The following is a 20,444-nucleotide window of genomic DNA, read 5'->3' on the forward strand; positions in this document are numbered from 1 at the left end:
CGCGCAGCGCCGGGTGAGGGCTCTCTCCTCTTGGGGGTTCTCGCCTGTCGAGACACCCTCTCCCCAACCCTCTCCCGCAAGCGGGAGAGGGAGCGCACCTATGCTGTGGTCAAATCTGGAGCTCTAAACTAATGCCCATCTCCCGCCGCTCGCTGCTCAAGGCCGCTGCCGCAGTTCCGGCGCTGTCATTGCCGGGCATCGTCCGTGCAGAATCCCAGACCACGCTGCGCTTCATCCCCGTGATCGACCTCGCCTTCGTCGATCCCATCTACTCGACCGCGCAAGTGTCGCGAAACCATGGCTTCATGGTCTACGACACGCTCTACGGCATGAGCACCTCGCTCCAGGTCTCGCCGCAGATGCTGTCGGGTCACGGCATCTCCGGCGACCAGCTCCAGTGGGATCTCAGCTTACGCGATGGCCTGTTCTGGCACGATGGCGAACGCGTGCTCGCGCGTGACTGCGTCGCCAGCATCCGCCGCTGGGCGGCGCGCGACGGCTTTGGCGGCGAGCTGATGGAGGCGACCGACGAGCTGTCCGCCGCCGACGACCGCACCATCCGCTTCCGTCTCAAGCGCCCGTTCCCGCTGCTGCCGCAGGCACTCGGCAAGGCCGCGATCAATGCCTGCTTCATGATGCCGGAGCGGCTGGCGAGCCAGGATCCGTTCAAGCCGCTCACCGAAGTCATCGGCAGCGGCCCGTTCCGCTATCTCGCCGACGAACGCGTGCAGGGCGCGCGCAATGCCTATGCCAAGTTCGAGCGCTACCAGCCGCGCACCGACGGCAAGCCGGATTGGACCGCGGGTCCGAAGATCGTACATTACGATCGCGTGGTGTGGACCACCACGCCCGATGCCGGCACCGGCGTCGCCGCGCTGCAGACCGGCGAGCAGGACTGGCAGGAGACCACGCCGCACGATCTGTTGCCGGTGATCAAGGCCGCCGGTGACATCGAGACGCGCATTCTTGATCCCCGCGGTTACGCCTGCATGCTGCGGCTCAATCACCTGCAGCCGCCGTTCGACAATCCGGCGGTTCGCCGCGCGCTCCTGGGTGCGATCGATCAGTCCGCGTTCATGACGGCCGTCGCCGGCGTCGATCCGGCGTTCCAGGTCTCGCCGATCGGCTACTTCGCGCCCGGCACGCCGATGGCGAGCGAGGTCGGGCTCGATGTGTTCCGCGGGCCGCGCGACTACGCCAAGGTCAAGGCCGACCTGAAGGCCGCCGGCTACAATGGCGAGAAGATCGTGGTGCTCGTGCCCACCAATTCGCTGGCGCAGAAGCCGCTCGGCGAGATCGCGGTCGACAGCTTGCGCAAGGCCGGCATGAACGTCGAATATGCCGGGCTCGATTTCGCCGTCGTTCTGCAGCGCCAGCTCAAGAAGGATCCGGTCGGGCAGGGCGGCTGGAGTGCTGCGGTCGGCAACTGGCAGGGCATCGACTGGCTCAACCCGGCCGGCAACACCAACATCCGCGGCGAAGGCAAGGTTGCCGGCTGGTATGCGAGCCAGAAGATGGGCGAGTTGCGCAGCCAGTGGCTGGCGGCCTCCGAGCTTGCCGAGCAGCAGCGCATCTGCCGCCAGATACAGGCGGTTGCGTTCGAGGAGATTCCCTACATCCCGATCGGCCTGTACAAGCAGCCGACCGCCTATCGCAAAGCCATCACCGGCATTCTCGACGGCACCGCCGTCTTCTGGAACGTACGCCCCGCATGAGCACGATCGCAATCTTCGGCAGCTACGTGCTGTCACGAAAAGACGGTGCGCAGGACGTGCTGCGCGACCATTGGGTCCTCGTCGAAGGCAAGAGGATCGCCGCGGTCACGCGCGACAAGCCGCGCGCGGACGAGGTCTATGACCGTCCCGGCCGCTTCGTGCTGCCGGGGCTGCTCAACCTGCACAATCACTGCTTCAGCGAGGCGGTGGCGCGCAGCCATACCGAGGACGGCAACGGCCGCAAGAACAACCAGAGCATCGTCTACACGGTGCTGCTGCCGCTGACCAAGCGCGGCGCCGATCTGCTGTCGGCGGAAGAGCGCATGGCGGTAGCGCGGCTCGGCATCCTCCAGCTTCTCAAGGGCGGCGCCACCACGGTGATGGAGCCGTTCCGCAATTCGATTCCGGAGATGTTCGATGCGGCCGAGGAGATGGGTATCCGCTTCTACGGCGCGCCCTATCTGTTCTCGACGTCGGATGCCAAGGCCGGCCCTGACGGCGTGGTGCAGTATTCCGGCGATGACGGCGTCGCCGACATGGCGACGTGGGATGCGCTCTACCAGCGCTGGAACAATCGCGGGGATGGACGCATCGGCCTGGCCATGAGTCCGCACGCCACCGACACTTGCGGCCCCGACCTGCTGAAAGCCTGCGCCACGCGGGCGCGCGAGCTCGGTGTTCCCATCACCACGCATATGGCGCAGAGCCGTGCCGAGGTCGAGACCATCGGCAAGCGTTATGGCGGTCGCACACCGGCGCAATATCTCGACTGGCTCGGCCTGCTCGCGCCCGACCTGATGGCGGCGCATTGCATGTTCTCGAGCGACGACGATCTCAGGCTGATGTCTGCGCGCGGCATGACCGTGCTGAATTGCCCGCGCGTGTTCGCGCGCGCCGGCGTCACCGCGGCCTTCAGCCGGTTCGCCGAGCACGGCGTGCGCACCGTGGTCGGCACCGACGGCTACAACATGGACCTGCTGGGCGAGCTCAATGCGGCCTCGCTGATCTCCAAGACCACCTCGCAGCGCGCCGATGTCGCCAATTCGCCCGAGCTGATCGAGGCGAATACGGCGGTGGCCGCCGATGTCATCAAGCGGCCCGATCTCGGCCGGATCGAGCCCGGCGCGACGGCTGATCTCACCGTGGTTGATCTCGCCCATCCGCATCTCCAGCCGCTGTTCGATCCCCGCCGCGCGCTGATCGCGCTCGCCAACCGCGCCAATATCGATCAGGTCATGGTCGATGGCCGCGTGCTGATCGATGCCGGGCGCTATCTCGGCGCCGACGAAGCGGCGATCACCGCGGCCGGCAGCGCCGCGATCGGCAAGATCTGGGACCTGCCGGAGGCACAGGCGGCGTTCAGCGGGTGAGTGCGGCTTAGACGACGGTGCGCTCCCTCTCCCGCGTGCGGGAGAGGGTCGGGGAGAGGGCTCTCTCATACAGGGACACTCCCATGGTGGAGAGAGCCCTCTCCCGGCGCTCCGCGCCGACCTCTCCCGCAAGCGGGAGAGGTTGAGCGCCCGCGGCTTGCGCCGATCTAAACCGACGCCGCTCCACTCTCGCCCTCGAACTCCACCAGCGCCTTGCGCGTGGTCTCGACCAGATCGAGCGCGACCGGTGAGGGGCTGCGTTGTGCGGGAAACACCGCGGAGAACTCGAAATCGATGCGTGGCAGGAAGCGGCGCACGACGACGCCGCGGGTCGAAAATTCCTGCGCGGTGAAGGGATCGCAGATCGCGACGCCCAGCCCCGACGACACCATGCCGCACATGATCTCGGACAGGGCGGTCTCCACCCGCAGCACGCGGCGGACGTCGTGACGGTGGAAGATCTGGTCGACGAGGTGCCGGCTCGACGATCCCGCCGACAGCGAGATGAAGGTCTCGCCCTCGAAATCATGCGGCTCCAGAACCTCCTTTTCCGTGAGGCGATGACCCGTCGGCAGCACCGCGACGCGCGCAGGGGCCGGCAGTCGCAGGCTCGGCAGGCCGGAATGCGCGATCGGCACCTCGGCAAAGCCGACGTCGCACTGATTGTTCAGCACCCAATCGACCACGATCGGCGAGATCACGCCGAAGAAGGCCAGGTTGAGATTCGGCCGCTCCTTCAGGAAGTGACCGGTGAGTCGCGGCAGATAGCCGTTCGACAGCGCCGGCAGCGCGGCAATGCGCAGCGAGCCGGTGCGGCGGCCACGGATTTCCTCGGCCGCTGCCGTGATCCGTTCGAGGCCGACGAAGGAGCGCTCCACTTCGGTGTAGAGCGCCATTGCCGCGGCGGTCGGCACGAGGCCGGTGCCGCGCCGCTCAAACAGCTCCATCTTCAACAGCGCCTGGAGATCGCGCAGCAACCGGCTCACCGCGGGCTGCGTCACCGTCATCAGCGCCGCCGCCTCGGTGACGCTGCCGGTCAGCATGGTCGCGCGGAAGGCTTCCACCTGCCGCGAATTGATCCGCGCCATTCCCAATCCATCCATAACATTTAGGCATACATAGCTTGCCATTATTCATTGGACGATAGAAGTATAGGTTGCGATCTTTTTCATCAGGACTGGAGACAGCCCGCTTTTTCGGCAGATTGGAGGGGTTCAAACCTCCAGATCGCGCAAAACTCGCTGAACAGGGGCCGGAGCCCTGTCCGAAGCGGATTGGCGCGGAAGGAAAGCGGCAGGCGCCTCAGTCGGAGATTTTGGGCACGTCACCTCATCCCGGTATTGGAGATCGGACCATATGAAGACTCTCAGCCTTCTGATCGCGGCCAGCATCGCAGCGCTCATTGCCGTCCCGTCGGCCGTCTCGGCCCAGCAAAAGACGCTCTACGTCGCCGGCTATGGCGGCTCGTTCGAGAAGACGATCCGCGACGAGGTGATCCCGGGTTTCGAGAAGGAGAACGGCGTCAAGGTCGAATACGTCGCCGGCAATTCCACCGACACGCTGGCGAAGCTCCAGGCGCAGAAGGGCAATCAGCAGATCGACGTGGCCATCGTCGACGACGGCCCGATGTATCAGGCGATCCAGCTCGGCTTCTGCGGCAAGCTCGATGGTCTGCCCGCCGATCTCTACGACACCGCGCGCTTCAAGGACGATCGCGCGGTGGCCATCGGCATCGTCGCCACGGGGCTGATGTACAACACCAAGGTTTTCAAGGAGAAGGGCTGGGCGCCGCCGACTTCGTGGAACGACCTCAAGGACACCAAATACGCCAAGCAGCTGGTGATCCCGCCGATCAACAACACCTACGGTCTCGAAGCGCTGGTGATGCTGTCGAAGATGAACGGCGGCGGCGAGACCAACGTCGATTCCGGCTTCAAGATCTTCAAGGAACAGATCAATCCGAACGTGCTCGCTTACGAGCCGTCTCCGGGCAAGATGACCGAGCTGTTCCAGTCCGGCCAGGCCGTGATCGCGGTGTGGGGCACCGGCCGCGTGCAGAGCTTTGCCAATACAGGCTTCCCCGTCGACTTCGTTTACCCGAAGGAAGGTGCTGCGACGCTGCTGACGACGGCCTGTCCGATCACCAAGCCGAACGCCTCCCCGCTCGCGTCCAGCTTCATCAAGATGCTGCTCGATCCCAAGATCCAGCTCGTGTTGCTGAAGGATTACGGCTACGGCCCGGTGCTGAAATCGCTGGTGGTGCCGCCGGAGCTCGGCAAGATGGCGCCGATCGGCGAGCGCGCCGCCAAGCTCTATAATCCGGACTGGACCGTCATCAACGAGAAGCGCGAGGAGTGGACCAAGCGCTGGAATCGCGAGGTCGAGCGTTGATCTGATCGTCGCAGCGGAGACAGCGTATGGCCTATCTCGAGCTCGATCGGGTCGCCAAGCAGTTCGGGGCGCAGACTGTGGTCGACGACTTCAGTCTCGCCGTGGGCAAGGGGGAGTTCATCTCCTTCCTCGGCCCCTCCGGCTGCGGCAAGACCACGACCCTGCAGATGATCGCGGGCTTCCTCGATCCCACTCGCGGCGCGATCCGCCTGGAGGACAAGGATCTGACCGCGGTCCATCCGGCCAAGCGCGGGCTCGGCATCGTGTTCCAGAGCTACGCGCTGTTTCCGCACATGACCGCGGCGGAAAATGTCGCCTTCGGTCTCGAGATGCGCAACGTGCCGCGAGCCGAGCGAGCCGAGCGCGTTCGTGCCGCGCTGGCGATGGTCGGCCTCGCCGGCTTCGAGGACCGCCATCCACGCCGCATGTCAGGCGGCCAGCAGCAGCGTGTGGCACTGGCGCGTGCGCTGGTGATCAAGCCGAGCGTGCTCCTGCTCGACGAACCCTTGTCCAACCTCGACGCCAAGCTGCGCGAGGAGATGCAGATCGAGCTGCGCCAGATCCAGCGCACCATCGGCACCACCACCATCCTCGTCACCCACGACCAGAACGAGGCGATGTCGCTGTCCGACCGCATCGTGGTGATGAGCCAGGGCAAGATCGAGCAGATCGGCACGCCGCAGGAGACGTACGAGAAGCCAGCCTCGGCCTTCGTCTCGCAATTCCTTGGCAAGACCAACGATTTTGCCGCGGCGGTCGATCGAACCGCCACACCAGCGCAGGTGGCGGCGGGTTCCTGGAGCGCGCCGGCCCCGGCGGGCCTCAGCGGCCCCGTCACCGTCAGCGTTCGCCCTGAACGGATCGGCTTCGGCGATACCGGTCTTAGCGCAAAGATCATCACGCGTATCTTTCAGGGCAATCACTGGCTGTTCCAGTGCGACAGCGAATGCGGCACGGCGATCGTGATCCGCCAGAACGACGGACAGGCGCAGCCGGTCGAGGGTGATGCGGTTCGCCTCACCTGGCGGACCGAGGATATGAGCGTGCGCGCGAGGGCTGGCGCATGAGCGCGGTCGCCGAGGAACGCGACGCGCGTGCGCCCTGGGCGCTGGCGGCGCCCGCCCTGATGCTGTTCGTGGGCGTGCTGCTGATTCCGCTGGCAATGACCGTGATGCTCTCGTTCCACGACTGGGGCCAGTACAAGGGCATCGAGCCGGTCTTCATCCTCAAGAACTGGCACGAGATCGCGACCGATCCCTATTACGCCGAGATGTTCTGGCGGACCTTTCGCATTGCGATCCTGACCACGCTGCTCACCGCATTGCTGGGCGCACCGGAGGCCTACATCCTCAACCGCATGGATGGTCGCTGGAAGAGCTTCTTCCTGCTCGTCATCCTCGGTCCGCTGCTGATTTCCGTGGTGGCGCGCACGCTCGGCTGGGCACTGCTGTTCGGCGGCAATAACGGCCTCGTCAACAAGCTGCTGATGTCGGCAGGCGTGATCCGCTCGCCAATTCCGTTCATGTTCACCGAAACAGGCATGGTGATCGCGCTCGCGCATGTCATGATGCCGTTCATGGTGCTGTCGGTGTGGGCGGCGCTGCAGCGGCTCGATCCGCAGATCGAGAACGCGGCGATGTCCCTCGGCGCGGGCCCGATCACGACCATCCGCCGCATCATCATGCCGCAGATCATGCCGGGCGTGCTGTCGGGTGCGATCATCGTGTTCTCGCTCTCGGCCAGTGCGTTCGCGACGCCGGCGATCATCGGCGGCCGCCGGCTCAAGGTCGCGGCGACGCTGGCCTATGACGAGTTTCTCAACACGTTGAACTGGCCGCTCGGTGCTGCGGTCGCAACGCTCCTGCTGGTCGCGCTGGTCTTGATCGTCGTCGGGAGCAACGCACTGATCGAGCGGCGTTACGCGGAGGTGTTCCGATGAGACGGAACGGTCCGCTCGCGCTGGTCTTCCATACTTTCTTCGTCATCGTGATGGTGGCGCCGATCCTGGTAGTCTGCCTCGTCGCCTTCACGCCCGAGGGATTCCTCTCGCTGCCGACCAACGGCTTCTCGTTGCGCTGGTTCAGGGCGATCGCGAACTACCCCGAATTCATCCATGCCTTCTGGGTCAGCCTTGGCCTCGGCGCCCTCTCGTCCTTCGTGGCGCTGCTGTTTGCCGTGCCGGCGGCGCTGGCGATCGCGCGCTATCGCTTCCGTGGCCGCGATGCGCTCGCCGCGCTGTTCCTGTCTCCGCTGATGATCCCGCATGTCGTGCTCGGCATCGCCTTCCTGCGCTTCTTCACCTCGGCCGGCCTCGGCGGCAGTTTCGCCGCGCTGATCATCGCGCACGTCATCATCGTGTTTCCGTTCGCGTTGCGGCTGACGCTGGCGGCGGCGACCGGCATGGACCGCACGATCGAGATCGCGGCGGTCTCGCTTGGCGCCGGGGGCTGGACGCTGTTTCGCCGCGTGACCTTGCCGCTAATCCTGCCCGGCGTCATCAGCGGTTGGGCGCTCGCCTTCATCCAGTCCTTCGACGATCTCACCATGACCGTCTTCCTCGCCGCACCCGGCACCGAAACGTTGCCGGTGCGCATGTTCCTTTATATCCAGGACAACATCGATCCGCTGGTGACGTCGGTCTCGGCTTGCGTGATCGCTGTGACCATGACCGCCCTCATTCTGCTCGATCGCTTCTACGGGCTCGACCGTGTGCTCGCCGGCAAGAGTGGCGACGCCGGACGATAGGAGAAACCATGCGAACGGATTATGACGTCGCCGTCGTCGGCGGCGGGTTGCTCGGCTCCGCCATTGCCTGGGGCCTTGGCCGGCTTGGCAAGAAAGTGGCCGTGCTTGACGAAGGCGACATCACCAAACGCGCCTCGCGCGCGAATTTCGCGCTGGTCTGGGTGCAGAGCAAGGGCCTCGGGATGCCGGCCTATACGGTCTGGACCGTGCAGGCGTCGCAGGCGTGGAGCAAGCTTGCTTCCGAGCTGAAGCTGCAGACTGGACTCGATGTCGCGCTCCAGCAGAACGGCGGCTTCCATCTCACGCTCGGCGAGGACGAATTCGGCCAGCGCACCGACCTGGTCAAGCGCATGCACAACCAGACCGGTGCTGCCGACTACAAGATGGAGATGCTCTCCGCATCCGAGGTGAAGAAGTCGCTGCCGCTGATCGGGCCGGAAGTTTCCGGCGGCAGCTATTGTCCGCTCGACGGCCACGTCAATTCGCTGCGGACATTTCGCGCGTTCCATACCGGCTTCAGGGACTTCGGCATCGACTATTTTCCGGAGCGGCCGGTCTCTGCGATCAGCAAGAACGGTGGCGAGTTCAGCCTGACGACGCCGAAGGGCGAGCTGCGCGCCGCAAAGGTCGTGCTCGCAGCCGGCAATGCCAATCAGACGCTCGCGCCGATGGTCGGCCTCTACGCGCCGATGGGTCCCACGCGCGGCCAGGTCGTCGTGACCGAGCGTACCATGCCGTTCCTCCCGCATCCCCTGACCACGATCCGCCAGACCGACGAGGGCACGGTGATGATCGGCGACAGCAAGGAGGACGAGCTCGACGATCGCGCGCTGAAGCATTCGATCAGCGCGGTGATGACCGATCGCGCGCAGCGCATGTTCCCGCATCTTTCGCGGCTCAATGTGGTCAGGAGCTGGGCCGGCATCCGCGTCATGCCGCAGGACGGCTTTCCGATCTACGACCAATCGGAGACCCATCCGGGTGCCTTCGTCGCTTGCTGCCATTCCGGCGTGACGCTCGCCTCCAACCACGCCTTCGAGATCGCGCGCATGGTGGCGCAGGGCGCGCTCGAGCCGGAGCTGGTCGGCGCGTTCTCCGCGAGCCGCTTTGGCGGCGCGGGCGCCGCGAACAGTAGCGGCTATTAGAGATATCAAGGAGCCCAGAGGCATCCCATGTTCAAGCGATCCGAACAGGACAAACGTCCGCAGGTGCAGATCTTCGTCGACGGCGTCGCCGTCGCGGCGCGGCAGGGCGACACTGTCTCCGCCGCACTGCTCGCTTCCGGCGTTGACGCACGTCGCGCGACGGCGGTGAGCGGTGTGCCGCGTCTGCCCTATTGCATGATGGGCGTGTGCTTCGACTGCCTCGTCACCATCGACGGCATCGGCAACCGCCAAGGCTGCCTTGTGCCTGTGGCCGAGGGCATGCAAATCGAAATTCAGAAGGGCAAGCGGGAGATCGGACGATGACTGTGGCTCCCAAGCGCGAGGACTATGACGTCGTGGTGATCGGCGCCGGGCCCGCGGGCCTCGCGGCTGCGGCGACCGCCGCTGAAGCTGGCCTTTCGACGCTGCTGCTCGACGAGAATATCGGCCCGGGCGGTCAGGTGTTTCGCGCCATCTCCTCGACGCCGGTGACCGATCGCAACCAACTCGGCGCCGATTATTGGGGCGGTGCCGACCTCGTGCAGGCGCTGCGCGCGAGCAACGCGGAGGTCATTCATCGCGCCACGGTCTGGAGCCTCGACCGCAATCTCGATATCGCCGTCTCGATCGGCGGCGCATCCGCCTTCGTCAAGGCGAAGCGCGTGATCCTCGCGACCGGCGCGCTGGAACGGCCGTTCCCGATTCCCGGCTGGACGCTGCCGGGCGTGATGACCGCGGGTGCCGCGCAGACCATGCTGAAATCATCGGCGCTGGTGCCGGATGGGCGCACAGTCATCGCGGGGCAGGGGCCCCTGCTGTGGTTGCTCGCCGCGCAGATCCTGCGCCTTGGCGGTCGCATCGACCGTATCCTCGATACGACCGAACGTGGCAATTATTTCGCCGCCCTGCCGCACGCCTTTGCCTTCCTGACGTCGCCTTATTTCGCCAAGGGCCTGTCGATGATGCGCGAAGTGAAGGCGAAGGTGCAGGTCGTCTCCGGCGTCACCGAGCTTGCTGCGGCCGGTGATGGTCAACTCGCGAGTGTGAGTTATGTCACCGGCGGCAAGCGTGAGACCATTCCCGCAGAGCTTCTTTTGCTGCATCAGGGCGTCGTGCCAAACGTCAATCTGGCGATGTCCGCTGACGTCGAACATCGCTGGGACGATCTGCAGCTGTGCTGGTCGCCGGTGCTCGATACGAACGGCAACTCGTCGGTCGCCGGCATTGCGATTGCCGGTGATGGTGCCGGCATCGGCGGTGCGAACGCAGCAGTGGTTCGTGGACGCATCGCGGCGCGTGCAGCGGTCGAAGCGTTGGCACCCGCGGCTGCTGCGAAGCTGCCGTCGATGGCAGCTTTGCGCGCCGATCTCGCCAAGGCCGAGCGCGGCCGCGTGTTCCTCGACACGCTGTTCCGTCCCGCGCCGCAGTTCCGTATTCCCTCCGGTGACACCATCGTGTGCCGCTGCGAGGAGGTTACGGCAAAGGACGTGCTCGATTCCGTCGCGATCGGCGCAACCGGGCCGAACCAGCTCAAGGCCTATCGCCGCACCGGCATGGGCCCGTGCCAGGGCCGGCTCTGCGGCCTCACCGTCACGGAGCTGATGGCGCAAGCGCGCGGCAAGAGCCCGCAGGAGATCGGCTATTACCGCCTGCGTGCGCCCGTGAAGCCGATCACGCTTGCCGAGCTCGCTGCCGTTCCGAAGAGCGAGGCCGACGTCAAGGCAGTGGTGCGCGGATGAGCCGAAACGTGGATGCGATCGTCGTCGGCGGCGGCATCCACGGATGCTCGACGGCGCTGCATCTGTGCCTCGCCGGCCTGAAGCCGGTGCTGATCGAGAAGGACTATGCCGGCCGCCATGCGTCCGGCGTCAACGCCGGCGGTGTCCGGCAGCTCGCCCGGCATATCCCTGAAATCCCGCTCTCGATCCGCTCGATGGGAATCTGGGAGAAGATCAAGGATCTTCTCGACGACGATTGCAGCTTCGAGAGTCACGGCCAGGTGCTGGTCGCCGAGAACGAGGAGGAGCTCGCGGTCTGCCGCGCGCGCGTGGCCGAACTCAATGCGCTCGGCTTCACCCATGAAGAGCTGATCGACGCGACCGAACTGCGACGGCTGGTGCCGGCGGTTGCCGAGTCCTGTCCCGGGGGCGTGGTCTCGCGCCGCGACGGCGCCGCCAATCCGGCGCAGGCGACGACGGCGTTCCGGCGCAAGGCCGAACAGCTCGGCGCGACCGTGCGCGAGGGCGTGGCGGCCAGCAACATCCGATACAGCGACGGCCTCTGGTACGTCGATGTCGGCACCGAGACCTTTGCGGCGCCGGTGCTCGTCAACGCCGCCGGCGCCTGGGCCGGCAGGATCGCGGCCGCACTCGGCGAGCCGGTGCCGGTCGAGACCGTCGCGCCGATGCTGATGATCACCTCGCGCGTGCCGCACTTCATCGACCCCGTCGTGATCCTGCGCGGACGCAAACTCTCCTTCAAGCAATTCTCCAACGGCACCGTGCTGATCGGAGGAGGTCATCTCGCAACGCCCTACCAGGATCGCAACGAGACGGTGCTGGACTGGAAGAGCCTTGCGACCAGCGCGCGCACCGTGTTCGAACTGTTCCCGGTGATGCGCAGCGCGACGATCGTCCGCGCATGGGCCGGCATCGAGGCGAAGATGAAGGACGATATTCCCGTGTTCGGGCCGAGCAGCCGTCACAAAGGGCTTTATCATCAGTTCGGGTTCTCGCTGCACGGCTTCCAGCTCGGCCCCGGCGCCGGCGCCGTGATGGCGGAACTGATCGTCAATGGCGGCAGCCAGACCCGCATCAGCGATCTCGGCATCGACCGCTTCCATCCCACGACGCTCGGTGTATGAGGCCAATTTGTCGGATCAATTTCACAACGGGCTCGCTCTAACCTCTCCCGCTTGCGGGGGAGGTCGGCGCGTAGCGCCGGGTGGGAGCTCTCTCCACACTGGGAGCGTTCGTTGTGGAGACACCCCCACCCCAGCCCTCCCCCGCAAGCGGGAGAGGGAGCGCACCGCCTTCGCGACCTCGACCTAATCTCGTCACGCTCTAACAAGAGGACCTCATGAGCATCACCCGCAGCATCCGCACGCCCATCATGCACCGCGCCGTCGAGGCCAATGGCTTCGTTTTCCTCGGCGGCACCATCGCCGACGACACCTCGGTCTCGATGGGCGATCAGACCCGCAACATCCTCGGCAAGATCGCCGGCTATCTGAAGGAAGCCGGCACCGACAAGAGCCGAATCGTCAGCGCCTCGATCTTCGTGACCGATCTCTCCAAGAAGAAGGAGATGGACGCGGCCTGGACCGAGTTCTTCGGCGATAATCTGCCGACCCGCGCCACTGTCGGCGTCGCCGATCTCGGCGGCAGCGCGCTGATCGAGGTGGTGGTGACCGCGCTCAAGGGCTGAGCGCGCAGGGCGGAAAAAGGACGGTAGCGCCGAACGCGCTGCCGTTCCTCGGCCGCCTTGATCTCGCCCTCCAATCGAATTACTTAGAGAGAACTTCAACCAGGAACTTCGCACCCATGGATTTCACCCCGACCGCAACGCCCATCCGCCTTGCTCACGGGGAATTCCATGCCTGCTTCAGTCATCCTGTCGAACCTCTCGCTGTCCACGCCTGACGGCCGTTCTCTTCTCTCCAGCATCGATCTGACATTCGCCGCTGAGCGAACCGGTCTCGTCGGCCGCAACGGCGTCGGGAAGACGACGCTGCTTGCGTCGATCTCGGGGGAGCATCTTCCGCAGTCCGGACGCGTTCTGGTCAACGGCAGTATCGGCCTGCTGCGCCAGGACGTGCAATTGCCCGCGGGCGCGTCCGTGGCCGATCTGTTCGGTGTGCGGCCGGCACTCGAACTGCTGCGCCGCGCCGAGCGCGGCGACGCCTCGGCCGACGACATCGCCTCGATCGATTGGACGCTCGAGGGACGATTGGAAACGGCCCTCGCGCACCTCGGATTCGATCCGTCTCCCGATACGGAACTCTCGTGTCTGTCCGGCGGCCAGATCACGCGGGTTCGTCTCGCCGCGCTGGTCTTTGCCGGTCCCGACTTTCTGCTGCTGGACGAGCCCACAAACAATCTGGACCACGACGGCCGCAAGGCCGTGATCGATCTCCTTGCGGCCTGGCGCGGTGGCGCAATCGTCGTCAGCCACGATCGGAACCTGCTCGACGCGATGGATGCGATCGTCGAGCTGACATCGCTTGGAGCCACGCGATACGGCGGCAATTGGAGCAGGTTTCGCGAACAGAGGGCCGTCGAACTCGCCGCCGTGAGGCACGACCTCGCGCATGCCGAGCGGCGCCTGTCCGAGATCGACGGGAAAGCGCAGCAAGCCGTGGAGAAGAAAGCGCGCAAGGACAGCGGCGGTCGGAAGAAGCGTGCCAAGGGGGACATGCCGCGCATCCTGGCCGGGGCGCGCAAGGATCGCAGCGAGGATAGCGGCGGCAGGAACGCACAGGTCGCCGAGCGGCAGCGTGCGGAGGCGCTTCATGCCGTCGACGTGGCGCGCCGGCGCGTCGAAATTCTGCAGCCGCTCTCGGTCAAGCTGCCCGCGACCGGCTTGCCGGCGGGCAGGGAGGTGCTTTGGCTCGACGGCGTCAGCGTCGGCTATCGGCCGGAGCAACCAGTCCTGCGCGATCTCTCATTCGCTGTCGTCGGGCCCGAGCGCATCGCGCTGGTCGGGCCCAATGGCTCCGGCAAGACGACGCTGCTGAAACTAATCGCGGGCGAACTGCCTCCGCTGTCGGGCACCGTGCGGGTGAGGACGAATTTCGCGCTGTTCGACCAGATGGTCGGCCTGCTTGATCCCGCGCTCACCATTCTGGGCAATTTCCAGTTGCTCAATCCGCAGGCGGGTGCGAACGAGTGCCATGCCGCGCTGGCGCGGTTCATGTTTCGCGCCGATGCGGCCTTGCAAATCGCGGGCAGCCTGAGTGGTGGGCAGATGTTTCGCGCGGGCCTGGCCTGCGTGTTGGGTGGAGCGTCGCCGCCTTCGCTGCTGATCCTGGACGAGCCGACCAATCATCTCGATATCGAGTCCATCGAAGCGGTCGAGGCAGGCTTGCGGGCCTATGACGGCGCGCTTCTCGTCGTCAGTCATGACGAAACGTTCCTGCAGGCGATCGGGATGACGCGGCGGATCGATCTTGCAGCTGAGGTGCGGCACACCGATGGCGGGGTCGCCTGATCCCGCCCGGCGGTCCTGATGGCAGTGATTTTCAAAAACCCGACGCCCTGCCCCCAGCGCGTCGGGTGGAAAAAATGAGTATCAATCCGTGATCCCAACGCAACCATTTTGACTCGTTCCCCAGCAATTGGCCATTCCGGGAAACTACCGCATCGGAATCGCGTTGAGCCGGCTCGCCTGCAACCTATGATGCTGCACTCCCGCCCGGTTCCAGCGCTTCGCCCATCTCCAGCGGATGCGCCATGGTCTCGTGCAGCGCATTGCGATCGAGCTCGCCTTCGGAGATGCTGATGACGACGCAGGCAACGCCGTTGCCGATCAGATTGGTCAGCGCCCGGCATTCGCTCATGAACTTGTCGATGCCGACCAGGATCGCGATCGACTGAATCGGGATGTCGGGTACGATCGACAGCGTCGCGGCGAGCGTGATGAAGCCCGCGCCGGTCACGCCCGAGGCGCCCTTCGAGGTGATCATGGCGATGCCCAAAATGCCGAGCTCCTGCCAGATCGTCAGATGGGTGTTGGTCGCCTGCGCCAGGAACAGCGTCGCGAGCGTCATGTAGATGTTGGTGCCGTCGAGGTTGAAGCTGTAGCCGGTCGGGATGACCAGGCCGACCACGGAGCGCGAGGCGCCGAGATGCTCCATCTTCTGGATCATCTGCGGCAGAACCGTCTCCGAGGACGACGTGCCGAGCACGATCAGCAGCTCGTCCTTGATATAGGCGATGAAGCGCAGGATCGAGAAGCCGGCGAGCCGCGCGATCCCACCCAGCACCACGACGACGAACAGGATGCTGGTGAGATAGAACGTGCCGATCAGGGCGGCGAGGTTGAGCAGCGAGCCGAGGCCGTAGGCGCCGACGGTGAACGCCATCGCGCCGAAGGCGCCGATCGGCGCGACGCGCACGATGATGCGGATGATGCCGAAGAACATCTTCGCCGCCTTGTCGATCGCATCCGCGATGGGCTCGCCGGCCTTGCCGAGAAAGGCGATGGCGAAGCCGGACAGGATCGAGACCAGCAGCACCTGCAACAGGTCGCCGCGCGCGATCGCGCCGACATAGCTGTCGGGAATGATTGCCATCAGGTGGGCGACGATGCCGTCTTCGTGGGCCTTGGTGACGTATGACGCCACCGATTTCGGATCGATTGTGGCGGGATCGATGTTGAAGCCGTGCCCGGGCTGCAGCACCTCGCCGACCAGCAGGCCGATGGCGAGCGCGACGGTCGAGACAGTCTCGAAATAGATCAGCGACTTCAGCCCGACCCGGCCGACGCGCTTGAGGTCGCCCATCGAGGAGATGCCGTGCACCACGGTGCAGAAGATCACCGGCGCGATCATCATCTTGATCAGCGCGATGAAGCCGTCGCCGAGCGGCTTCAGGGCCTTGCCGAGATCGGGATAGACATGGCCGATCATCACGCCGAGCGCGATTGCGATCAGCACCTGGACGTAGAGGATCTTGTACCAGGGCTGGTGCCGGGGATGGATGGCTGGCTGGATCGCGACTTGTGTCATAGAATGGCCCCGGAACGCATTGATTTTGCGTGATTTCGAACTTGCATGCTTTGCATCATGTGATGGTCGCCGCAGAAGCGACAATCACATTTTTGTCTGTTCGCACGAAGATTGGCCGCCGCACCGCAGCTGGGGGGACCATGTCGACTGCAACGCGCCGATGTGATGGAACAAAGGGCGCCGCTCGTCGATGATGATTCACCCAGGAGAAACCCATGCCGCAAACCGATCGCTCGACCTCCTTTCACGCGCGCCTCGTCGGCCAATACGCCCTGGTGACCGGCGCCTCGCAAGGCATCGGCCGCGCCGTCGCCGTCAGGCTGGCTCAGGAGGGTGCGACGGTCGCCATCAATTATTTCCAGAACGACGACCGGGCGGAGGAGACGCTCGCGCTGGCGCGGGCGGCTTCGCGCGATCGCGGCCACGGCGAGGCCGATCATTTCATCGTCAAGGCCGATGTCGGCAACGAGCATGAGATTGCCGCGATGTTCGAGGCGATCCTTTCGCGCTGGAAACGTCTCGATTGCCTGGTCAACAACGCCGGCTTCCAGAAGGAATCGCCGAGCGAGGCGCTCGACGTCGAAACCTATCGCAACATCATCGACGTCAATCTCACCGGCGCCGTGCTCTGCGCGCAGAAGGCGCTCGCGCATTTCGTGGCGCGCGGGGGAGGGGGCTCGATCATCAACTGCTCCAGCGTCCACCAGATCATCCCGAAGCCCGGCTATCTCGCTTATTCGATCAGCAAGGGCGGCATGGCCAATCTGACGCGCACGCTGGCGCTCGAATTCGCCGGCCGCGGCATCCGCGTCAATGCGGTTGGTCCTGGCGCGATCGACACGCCGATCAACGAGGCCTGGCGGGACGATCCCAAGAAGCGCGGCGAGGTCACCAGCCATATTCCGCTGGGCCGCGTCGGCACCCCCGAAGAGATCGCCGCCGTGTTCGCCTTCCTCGCTTCCGATGATGCGAGCTACATCACGGGGCAGACCCTCTATGCTTGCGGAGGCCTGACGCTGTTTCCCGAATTCCGCGAGAACTGGGCGAGCTAGACACGTGAGCCCACGGACGAAATCACGAACTCATTGACCGCTTCAGAAATCTCCTGCGAGCAGGTCGTAGGAGCCCCTGCTGCCGCGGACATACTTCCTGGCCGCAGTGGCACATATCAAGTCGCGATTGCAATCGAACGCGTTCAGGAATTCCGATTCGGTCGCGTGCGCGCCCGGTTGAATCCGCTTCAACGCGCCTTCGTCGATGAAGAACGTGGCTTCGATGGCGCTGTCGTGCCCCCAGAATCGCACGGCTCGCCGTGTCCGGTCGTATGAGCGGCTGTGATTTGGAAAATCGATCATGGTTCGGGCCGATCGGGTTGAGGGTGCCTTGCGCCTCTTTCAAATGCTACTTTGACTCAAATGATGTTCTGACGACAGGGTTACAACCCGGTGCGGTTCCGATCGCGACGAATAGTTCGTCGCAAGCCTCGCTATTCGGCGAAAGGTGACTATCTATCTCTCATCACCGCCCGCCCCTCGGCCGTTATCGGTGACTGAGAGCATTTGCGCTCCCGCCGCGACCAAGAGGCGGCATGTTCAAATTCCTGCAGTATCGCGCAACAGCAGCTGCGTACGGCGTACTGGCAGAGAACTCGGCAGGCGAGGCCGATACCAGCAAATTCGAGAAACTGCAGGACAGCCTTGCATGGCGCGCGGACAACGAGCAGGTCCTCGCGGACCAATACGTGGATGCGGTCAGCGCCGGCGAGACGGAACGACTGCGCGGCGCAGCTCTCGCGAGCGAGGAAGAGCGTGTCTTGCGGTGTCTCGGCGCGGCCGTCATCATGCAATGGAACTCTCTGCCAATGACGCTTCAGCGGGAGATCTTCGACACCGCCGGATCGGTTGGAACATTGTTGGACACAGCGGCGCTCCGTGGGCAGATCGCCCGATTTCTTCACAAGCATAGGCACGACTCCGATCCCAACAAGATCTGACGCTCGTCTGGAAACTTCGGGATGTAATTCGGCAACAGTCAAAAAAAACCGAGCTTCCAGCCTAGGACGTCCAGGCGAACTCGACCGTACGGTTGATGCTCGCCTCCTTCTTTTGCCCCACGCTCTCGACGGTTGGGACCGACCCGGCCTCTAGACGTGAGAGCGAAAATGCCTCCTGCGATCATCAAGTCGATATTCCGTTTGATCCAGTTCGTCGCTGGCGGCGCGCTTGTTCATTGCGCCGGGTTCGCCGGTCTCGTCCTGATATTGGGCGTGTCTGGGCTGGGCATCTCTCCGGTAGCCGCACAGACCTGCTATTCCAATGGGAGTGGATTCCTGGGCAGCTGTGACGCCGCAACGTTGGGGCCGGGCCAAATGACCGCAATCGGCAATGGCGCTGCCGCGTTTGGAGCCGGTGCGACTGCCCTTGGCGATAATGCGGGCGCAAGCAACCAGGCGGCGACGGCGATTGGCGCTGACGCTTCTGCGACCGCCTCCAGCACATCAGTCGGCAGAAGTGCCGGCGCAACCTCCATCGGTGCTGGACAGGGCGTGACGAGCATCGGCGCATACGCCAACCACACCCAAAGTGATTTCGCAGATTGGAGCACTGCAATTGGTGCCGGTGTTAACGGCACCGCCGCTACGTCGTCCGGAAAGTACAGCGTTGCGATCGGCGGGGGCGATGGCGTAGCCGGCCAGACCGGAGCAAGTTCCAGTGGCGATAGATCGGTCGCGATCGGCGTGAGCAGCGCCGCGTCGGGGGTATCTGCCACCGCGATTGGAAGCGGTGCGAGTGCCAGCACAACAAATGCCGTCGCCCTGGGAAACGCGGTGACGGCAAGCGGCAGCAATTCCTTCGCGGCTGGCAACAACTCCCACGCCACCGGGGCGAGCGCCGTCGCGATCGGCGATGGCGCAACCGCCGGCGGGGGCGCCAATGCCATCGCCATCGGGACCAACGCTACCGCGAGCTTCACGAACTCCGCCGCGATCGGCTCCGGCGCGACGGCGACGGCTGCAAACCAGGTCGCGATCGGCACGGCAAGCAACACCTATCGCATGGCCGGTGTTGCCTCGGCCGCAAGCCTTGCGGCGCAGAGTGGACCAGTGTCCTTCGTCACCACCGATGCTGCCGGCAATCTCGCGACGTCGAACTTCAATCCGGCGAGTATCACCTCTTTGCAATCGCAGGTGACCTCGCTGCAATCGCAGGTCATGGACAACCGGCTCGAGGCGCGTAGCGGCACGGCGGTGGCCCTCGCCGCCGGCTCGATGCCGGCGCTGCAGGCCGGCCGCAAATTCGCGCTGTCGGCGGGTTACGGAAATTTCGAGGGTGCCAACGCATTCGCGCTCGGCGCGACCGCGCTGCTGTATGACGGCAAGAGCTACGCCGTCATCGCCAATGCCGGCGGCGGCATCGGGCTGGAGCGCAACGTTGCAGGCGGCCGCGGCGCTGTCTCGATCCAGTGGTAGGAAGAACGCGTTTGCAATGACGCTTCGTTGGGTAAGCGCAGGCCTTGGGCTATTGGTTCTCGGGCTCCTGATTTTGGGTGCGGTGACGACGTCTGCGCAGCAGGCCTCGCCGCAGCCGCAGCCACACCCGGCCACGCAGCCGCAAGCCGCAGCAAAGCCGGCCAATATCGACCGCAACGGCGTGCTGATGCTGATCCGGTCGACGCTGCTCGCGCTCGATCACGCCAACAAGACCGGGAACTATACCGTGTTGCGCGATCTCGGCGCGCCCGGATTTCAGGTCAACACCGCAGCGAGGCTAGCGGAGATTTTTGTCAAGCAGCGCGGCGACAAGCTCGACCTCTCTGGCGTCGCCGTCATCGATCCACAATTGTCACTGCTGCCGCAGATCGAGGCGAACGGCCTGTTGCACATGGCAGGATTTTTTCCATCCGTGCCCTCGCAGGTGAATTTCGAGCTGTTGTTTGCACCGGTCGAAGGACAATGGCGCCTGTTCGGCGTGTCTCTGTCGGTCGGTCAGTCCGCGCCGGTCGCGCCGCCTGCGCCTGAAGCGCCGGCGGTCAATGCCGTGGTCTCGCAGAAGCAGGTGACGACGAAACCCGGCGTGACTTCGAAACAGTCTGCTCCGTCAGCGACGCACTGATCGGCGAATGGAACTGCTTCGGCGGCCGTCTTCCTGGTCGCCCCGAACGGGCGCATGGTCTTCAACAATGCGCCGGGCGGGCCATGCTGGACGAGGCCTCGTTGCTGACCGAGCGAAACGGCAATTTGGCTGCAGTCGCGTCCGAGGCGCAGCGGACACTCCGCGACGCGCTCGCGGCTGCCGAGAACGGCAGCGCGACGGTCGGGGGTGGTGGTCCGATTTCGCTCTCGGCCGCGCTG

The 20,444-nt window shown here is 64.9% G+C and carries 19 protein-coding genes; 16 read left to right on the plus strand and 3 right to left on the minus strand.

Going from position 1 to position 20,444, the window contains the following annotated elements:
- Positions 1–131 precede the first annotated feature (131 nt).
- Entirely contained in the window at positions 132–1,715 is a 1,584-nt protein-coding gene (locus tag C7G42_RS06185) for an ABC transporter substrate-binding protein (RefSeq protein WP_106948116.1), read from the plus strand.
- Positions 1,712–3,085, plus strand: a complete 1,374-nt coding sequence (locus C7G42_RS06190) for an amidohydrolase family protein (RefSeq protein WP_106948117.1) — start codon at positions 1,712–1,714, stop codon at positions 3,083–3,085. Before C7G42_RS06185 ends, C7G42_RS06190 begins: the two co-directional genes overlap by 4 nt.
- Positions 3,086–3,252: 167 nt before the next feature.
- Here the strand turns inward: C7G42_RS06190 and C7G42_RS06195 are convergent, their stop codons facing one another.
- Complete coding sequence (locus C7G42_RS06195) at positions 3,253–4,173, minus strand: LysR substrate-binding domain-containing protein (protein ID WP_106948118.1); 921 nt, start codon at positions 4,171–4,173, stop codon at positions 3,253–3,255.
- 268 nt (positions 4,174–4,441) lie between these two features.
- On the opposite strand from C7G42_RS06195, the gene C7G42_RS06200 reads away from it, so the two are divergent.
- The 10 genes from C7G42_RS06200 (at position 4,442) to C7G42_RS06245 (ending at position 14,574) form a co-directional block, all read left to right on the plus strand.
- Positions 4,442–5,476 carry an ABC transporter substrate-binding protein gene (locus C7G42_RS06200; RefSeq protein WP_106948119.1) on the plus strand — a complete coding sequence of 345 codons (1,035 nt, stop codon included), beginning with the start codon at positions 4,442–4,444 and terminating at the stop codon, positions 5,474–5,476.
- 26 nt (positions 5,477–5,502) lie between these two features.
- Positions 5,503–6,543: an ABC transporter ATP-binding protein gene (locus C7G42_RS06205; protein WP_106948120.1), complete on the plus strand. Its 1,041-nt coding sequence runs from the start codon at positions 5,503–5,505 to the stop codon at positions 6,541–6,543.
- A complete protein-coding gene (locus tag C7G42_RS06210) occupies positions 6,540–7,415 on the plus strand; it encodes an ABC transporter permease (RefSeq protein WP_106948121.1) in 876 nt (291 codons plus the stop codon). Before C7G42_RS06205 ends, C7G42_RS06210 begins: the two co-directional genes overlap by 4 nt.
- A complete protein-coding gene (locus C7G42_RS06215; RefSeq protein ID WP_106948122.1) occupies positions 7,412–8,221 on the plus strand; it encodes an ABC transporter permease in 810 nt (269 codons plus the stop codon). The genes C7G42_RS06210 and C7G42_RS06215 overlap by 4 nt, the downstream gene beginning before the upstream one ends.
- A gap of 8 nt (positions 8,222–8,229) precedes the next feature.
- Positions 8,230–9,366, plus strand: a complete 1,137-nt coding sequence (locus C7G42_RS06220) for an NAD(P)/FAD-dependent oxidoreductase (protein WP_106948123.1) — start codon at positions 8,230–8,232, stop codon at positions 9,364–9,366.
- Between the two features lie 27 nt (positions 9,367–9,393).
- On the plus strand, positions 9,394–9,690 hold the full coding sequence (locus C7G42_RS06225) for a (2Fe-2S)-binding protein (RefSeq protein ID WP_106948124.1): 297 nt from the start codon (positions 9,394–9,396) through the stop codon (positions 9,688–9,690).
- Entirely contained in the window at positions 9,687–11,105 is a 1,419-nt protein-coding gene (locus tag C7G42_RS06230) for an FAD/NAD(P)-dependent oxidoreductase (RefSeq protein WP_106948125.1), read from the plus strand. The genes C7G42_RS06225 and C7G42_RS06230 overlap by 4 nt, the downstream gene beginning before the upstream one ends.
- On the plus strand, positions 11,102–12,229 hold the full coding sequence (locus C7G42_RS06235; RefSeq protein WP_106948126.1) for an NAD(P)/FAD-dependent oxidoreductase: 1,128 nt from the start codon (positions 11,102–11,104) through the stop codon (positions 12,227–12,229). Before C7G42_RS06230 ends, C7G42_RS06235 begins: the two co-directional genes overlap by 4 nt.
- Before the next feature lie 215 nt (positions 12,230–12,444).
- Positions 12,445–12,792: a RidA family protein gene (locus tag C7G42_RS06240; protein ID WP_038951035.1), complete on the plus strand. Its 348-nt coding sequence runs from the start codon at positions 12,445–12,447 to the stop codon at positions 12,790–12,792.
- Between the two features lie 168 nt (positions 12,793–12,960).
- Positions 12,961–14,574: an ABC-F family ATP-binding cassette domain-containing protein gene (locus tag C7G42_RS06245; RefSeq protein WP_106948127.1), complete on the plus strand. Its 1,614-nt coding sequence runs from the start codon at positions 12,961–12,963 to the stop codon at positions 14,572–14,574.
- Positions 14,575–14,758: 184 nt separating this feature from the next.
- On the opposite strand, the gene C7G42_RS06250 is transcribed toward C7G42_RS06245, so the two are convergent.
- Complete coding sequence (locus C7G42_RS06250) at positions 14,759–16,093, minus strand: dicarboxylate/amino acid:cation symporter (RefSeq protein WP_106948128.1); 1,335 nt, start codon at positions 16,091–16,093, stop codon at positions 14,759–14,761.
- Between the two features lie 215 nt (positions 16,094–16,308).
- On the opposite strand from C7G42_RS06250, the gene C7G42_RS06255 reads away from it, so the two are divergent.
- Positions 16,309–17,145 carry an SDR family oxidoreductase gene (locus C7G42_RS06255; protein WP_106948129.1) on the plus strand — a complete coding sequence of 279 codons (837 nt, stop codon included), beginning with the start codon at positions 16,309–16,311 and terminating at the stop codon, positions 17,143–17,145.
- A 42-nt stretch (positions 17,146–17,187) separates the two neighbouring features.
- Here the strand turns inward: C7G42_RS06255 and C7G42_RS06260 are convergent, their stop codons facing one another.
- On the minus strand, positions 17,188–17,448 hold the full coding sequence (locus C7G42_RS06260; protein WP_106948130.1) for a DUF1488 family protein: 261 nt from the start codon (positions 17,446–17,448) through the stop codon (positions 17,188–17,190).
- A 233-nt stretch (positions 17,449–17,681) separates the two neighbouring features.
- Here C7G42_RS06260 and C7G42_RS06265 point away from each other — a divergent pair, with 233 nt between their 5' ends.
- The 3 genes from C7G42_RS06265 to C7G42_RS06275 all read left to right on the plus strand — a co-directional run bounded on the left by C7G42_RS06265 (position 17,682) and on the right by C7G42_RS06275 (position 20,205).
- Complete coding sequence (locus C7G42_RS06265) at positions 17,682–18,086, plus strand: hypothetical protein (protein WP_106948131.1); 405 nt, start codon at positions 17,682–17,684, stop codon at positions 18,084–18,086.
- A gap of 201 nt (positions 18,087–18,287) precedes the next feature.
- Positions 18,288–19,562, plus strand: a complete 1,275-nt coding sequence (locus C7G42_RS06270) for a hypothetical protein (protein WP_158537567.1) — start codon at positions 18,288–18,290, stop codon at positions 19,560–19,562.
- 16 nt (positions 19,563–19,578) lie between these two features.
- Entirely contained in the window at positions 19,579–20,205 is a 627-nt protein-coding gene (locus tag C7G42_RS06275) for a hypothetical protein (protein ID WP_106948133.1), read from the plus strand.
- Positions 20,206–20,444 lie beyond the last annotated feature (239 nt).

This window comes from Bradyrhizobium sp. MOS003 (assembly GCF_003020125.1).
In the GTDB taxonomy this organism is placed as follows: Bacteria; Pseudomonadota; Alphaproteobacteria; order Rhizobiales; family Xanthobacteraceae; genus Bradyrhizobium.

Coding starts and splice junctions, on each gene's coding strand:
- C7G42_RS06210 (WP_106948121.1), top strand. CDS start 6,540: ATGAGCGCGGTCGCCGAGGAACGCGACGCGCGTGCGCCCTGGGCGCTG.
- C7G42_RS06185 (WP_106948116.1), top strand. CDS start 132: ATGCCCATCTCCCGCCGCTCGCTGCTCAAGGCCGCTGCCGCAGTTCCG.
- C7G42_RS06260 (WP_106948130.1), bottom strand. CDS start 17,448: ATGATCGATTTTCCAAATCACAGCCGCTCATACGACCGGACACGGCGA.
- C7G42_RS06190 (WP_106948117.1), top strand. CDS start 1,712: ATGAGCACGATCGCAATCTTCGGCAGCTACGTGCTGTCACGAAAAGAC.
- C7G42_RS06250 (WP_106948128.1), bottom strand. CDS start 16,093: ATGACACAAGTCGCGATCCAGCCAGCCATCCATCCCCGGCACCAGCCC.
- C7G42_RS06220 (WP_106948123.1), top strand. CDS start 8,230: ATGCGAACGGATTATGACGTCGCCGTCGTCGGCGGCGGGTTGCTCGGC.
- C7G42_RS06205 (WP_106948120.1), top strand. CDS start 5,503: ATGGCCTATCTCGAGCTCGATCGGGTCGCCAAGCAGTTCGGGGCGCAG.
- C7G42_RS06235 (WP_106948126.1), top strand. CDS start 11,102: ATGAGCCGAAACGTGGATGCGATCGTCGTCGGCGGCGGCATCCACGGA.
- C7G42_RS06230 (WP_106948125.1), top strand. CDS start 9,687: ATGACTGTGGCTCCCAAGCGCGAGGACTATGACGTCGTGGTGATCGGC.
- C7G42_RS06215 (WP_106948122.1), top strand. CDS start 7,412: ATGAGACGGAACGGTCCGCTCGCGCTGGTCTTCCATACTTTCTTCGTC.
- C7G42_RS06200 (WP_106948119.1), top strand. CDS start 4,442: ATGAAGACTCTCAGCCTTCTGATCGCGGCCAGCATCGCAGCGCTCATT.
- C7G42_RS06195 (WP_106948118.1), bottom strand. CDS start 4,173: ATGGCGCGGATCAATTCGCGGCAGGTGGAAGCCTTCCGCGCGACCATG.
- C7G42_RS06265 (WP_106948131.1), top strand. CDS start 17,682: ATGTTCAAATTCCTGCAGTATCGCGCAACAGCAGCTGCGTACGGCGTA.
- C7G42_RS06225 (WP_106948124.1), top strand. CDS start 9,394: ATGTTCAAGCGATCCGAACAGGACAAACGTCCGCAGGTGCAGATCTTC.
- C7G42_RS06255 (WP_106948129.1), top strand. CDS start 16,309: ATGCCGCAAACCGATCGCTCGACCTCCTTTCACGCGCGCCTCGTCGGC.
- C7G42_RS06245 (WP_106948127.1), top strand. CDS start 12,961: ATGCCTGCTTCAGTCATCCTGTCGAACCTCTCGCTGTCCACGCCTGAC.
- C7G42_RS06240 (WP_038951035.1), top strand. CDS start 12,445: ATGAGCATCACCCGCAGCATCCGCACGCCCATCATGCACCGCGCCGTC.
- C7G42_RS06275 (WP_106948133.1), top strand. CDS start 19,579: ATGACGCTTCGTTGGGTAAGCGCAGGCCTTGGGCTATTGGTTCTCGGG.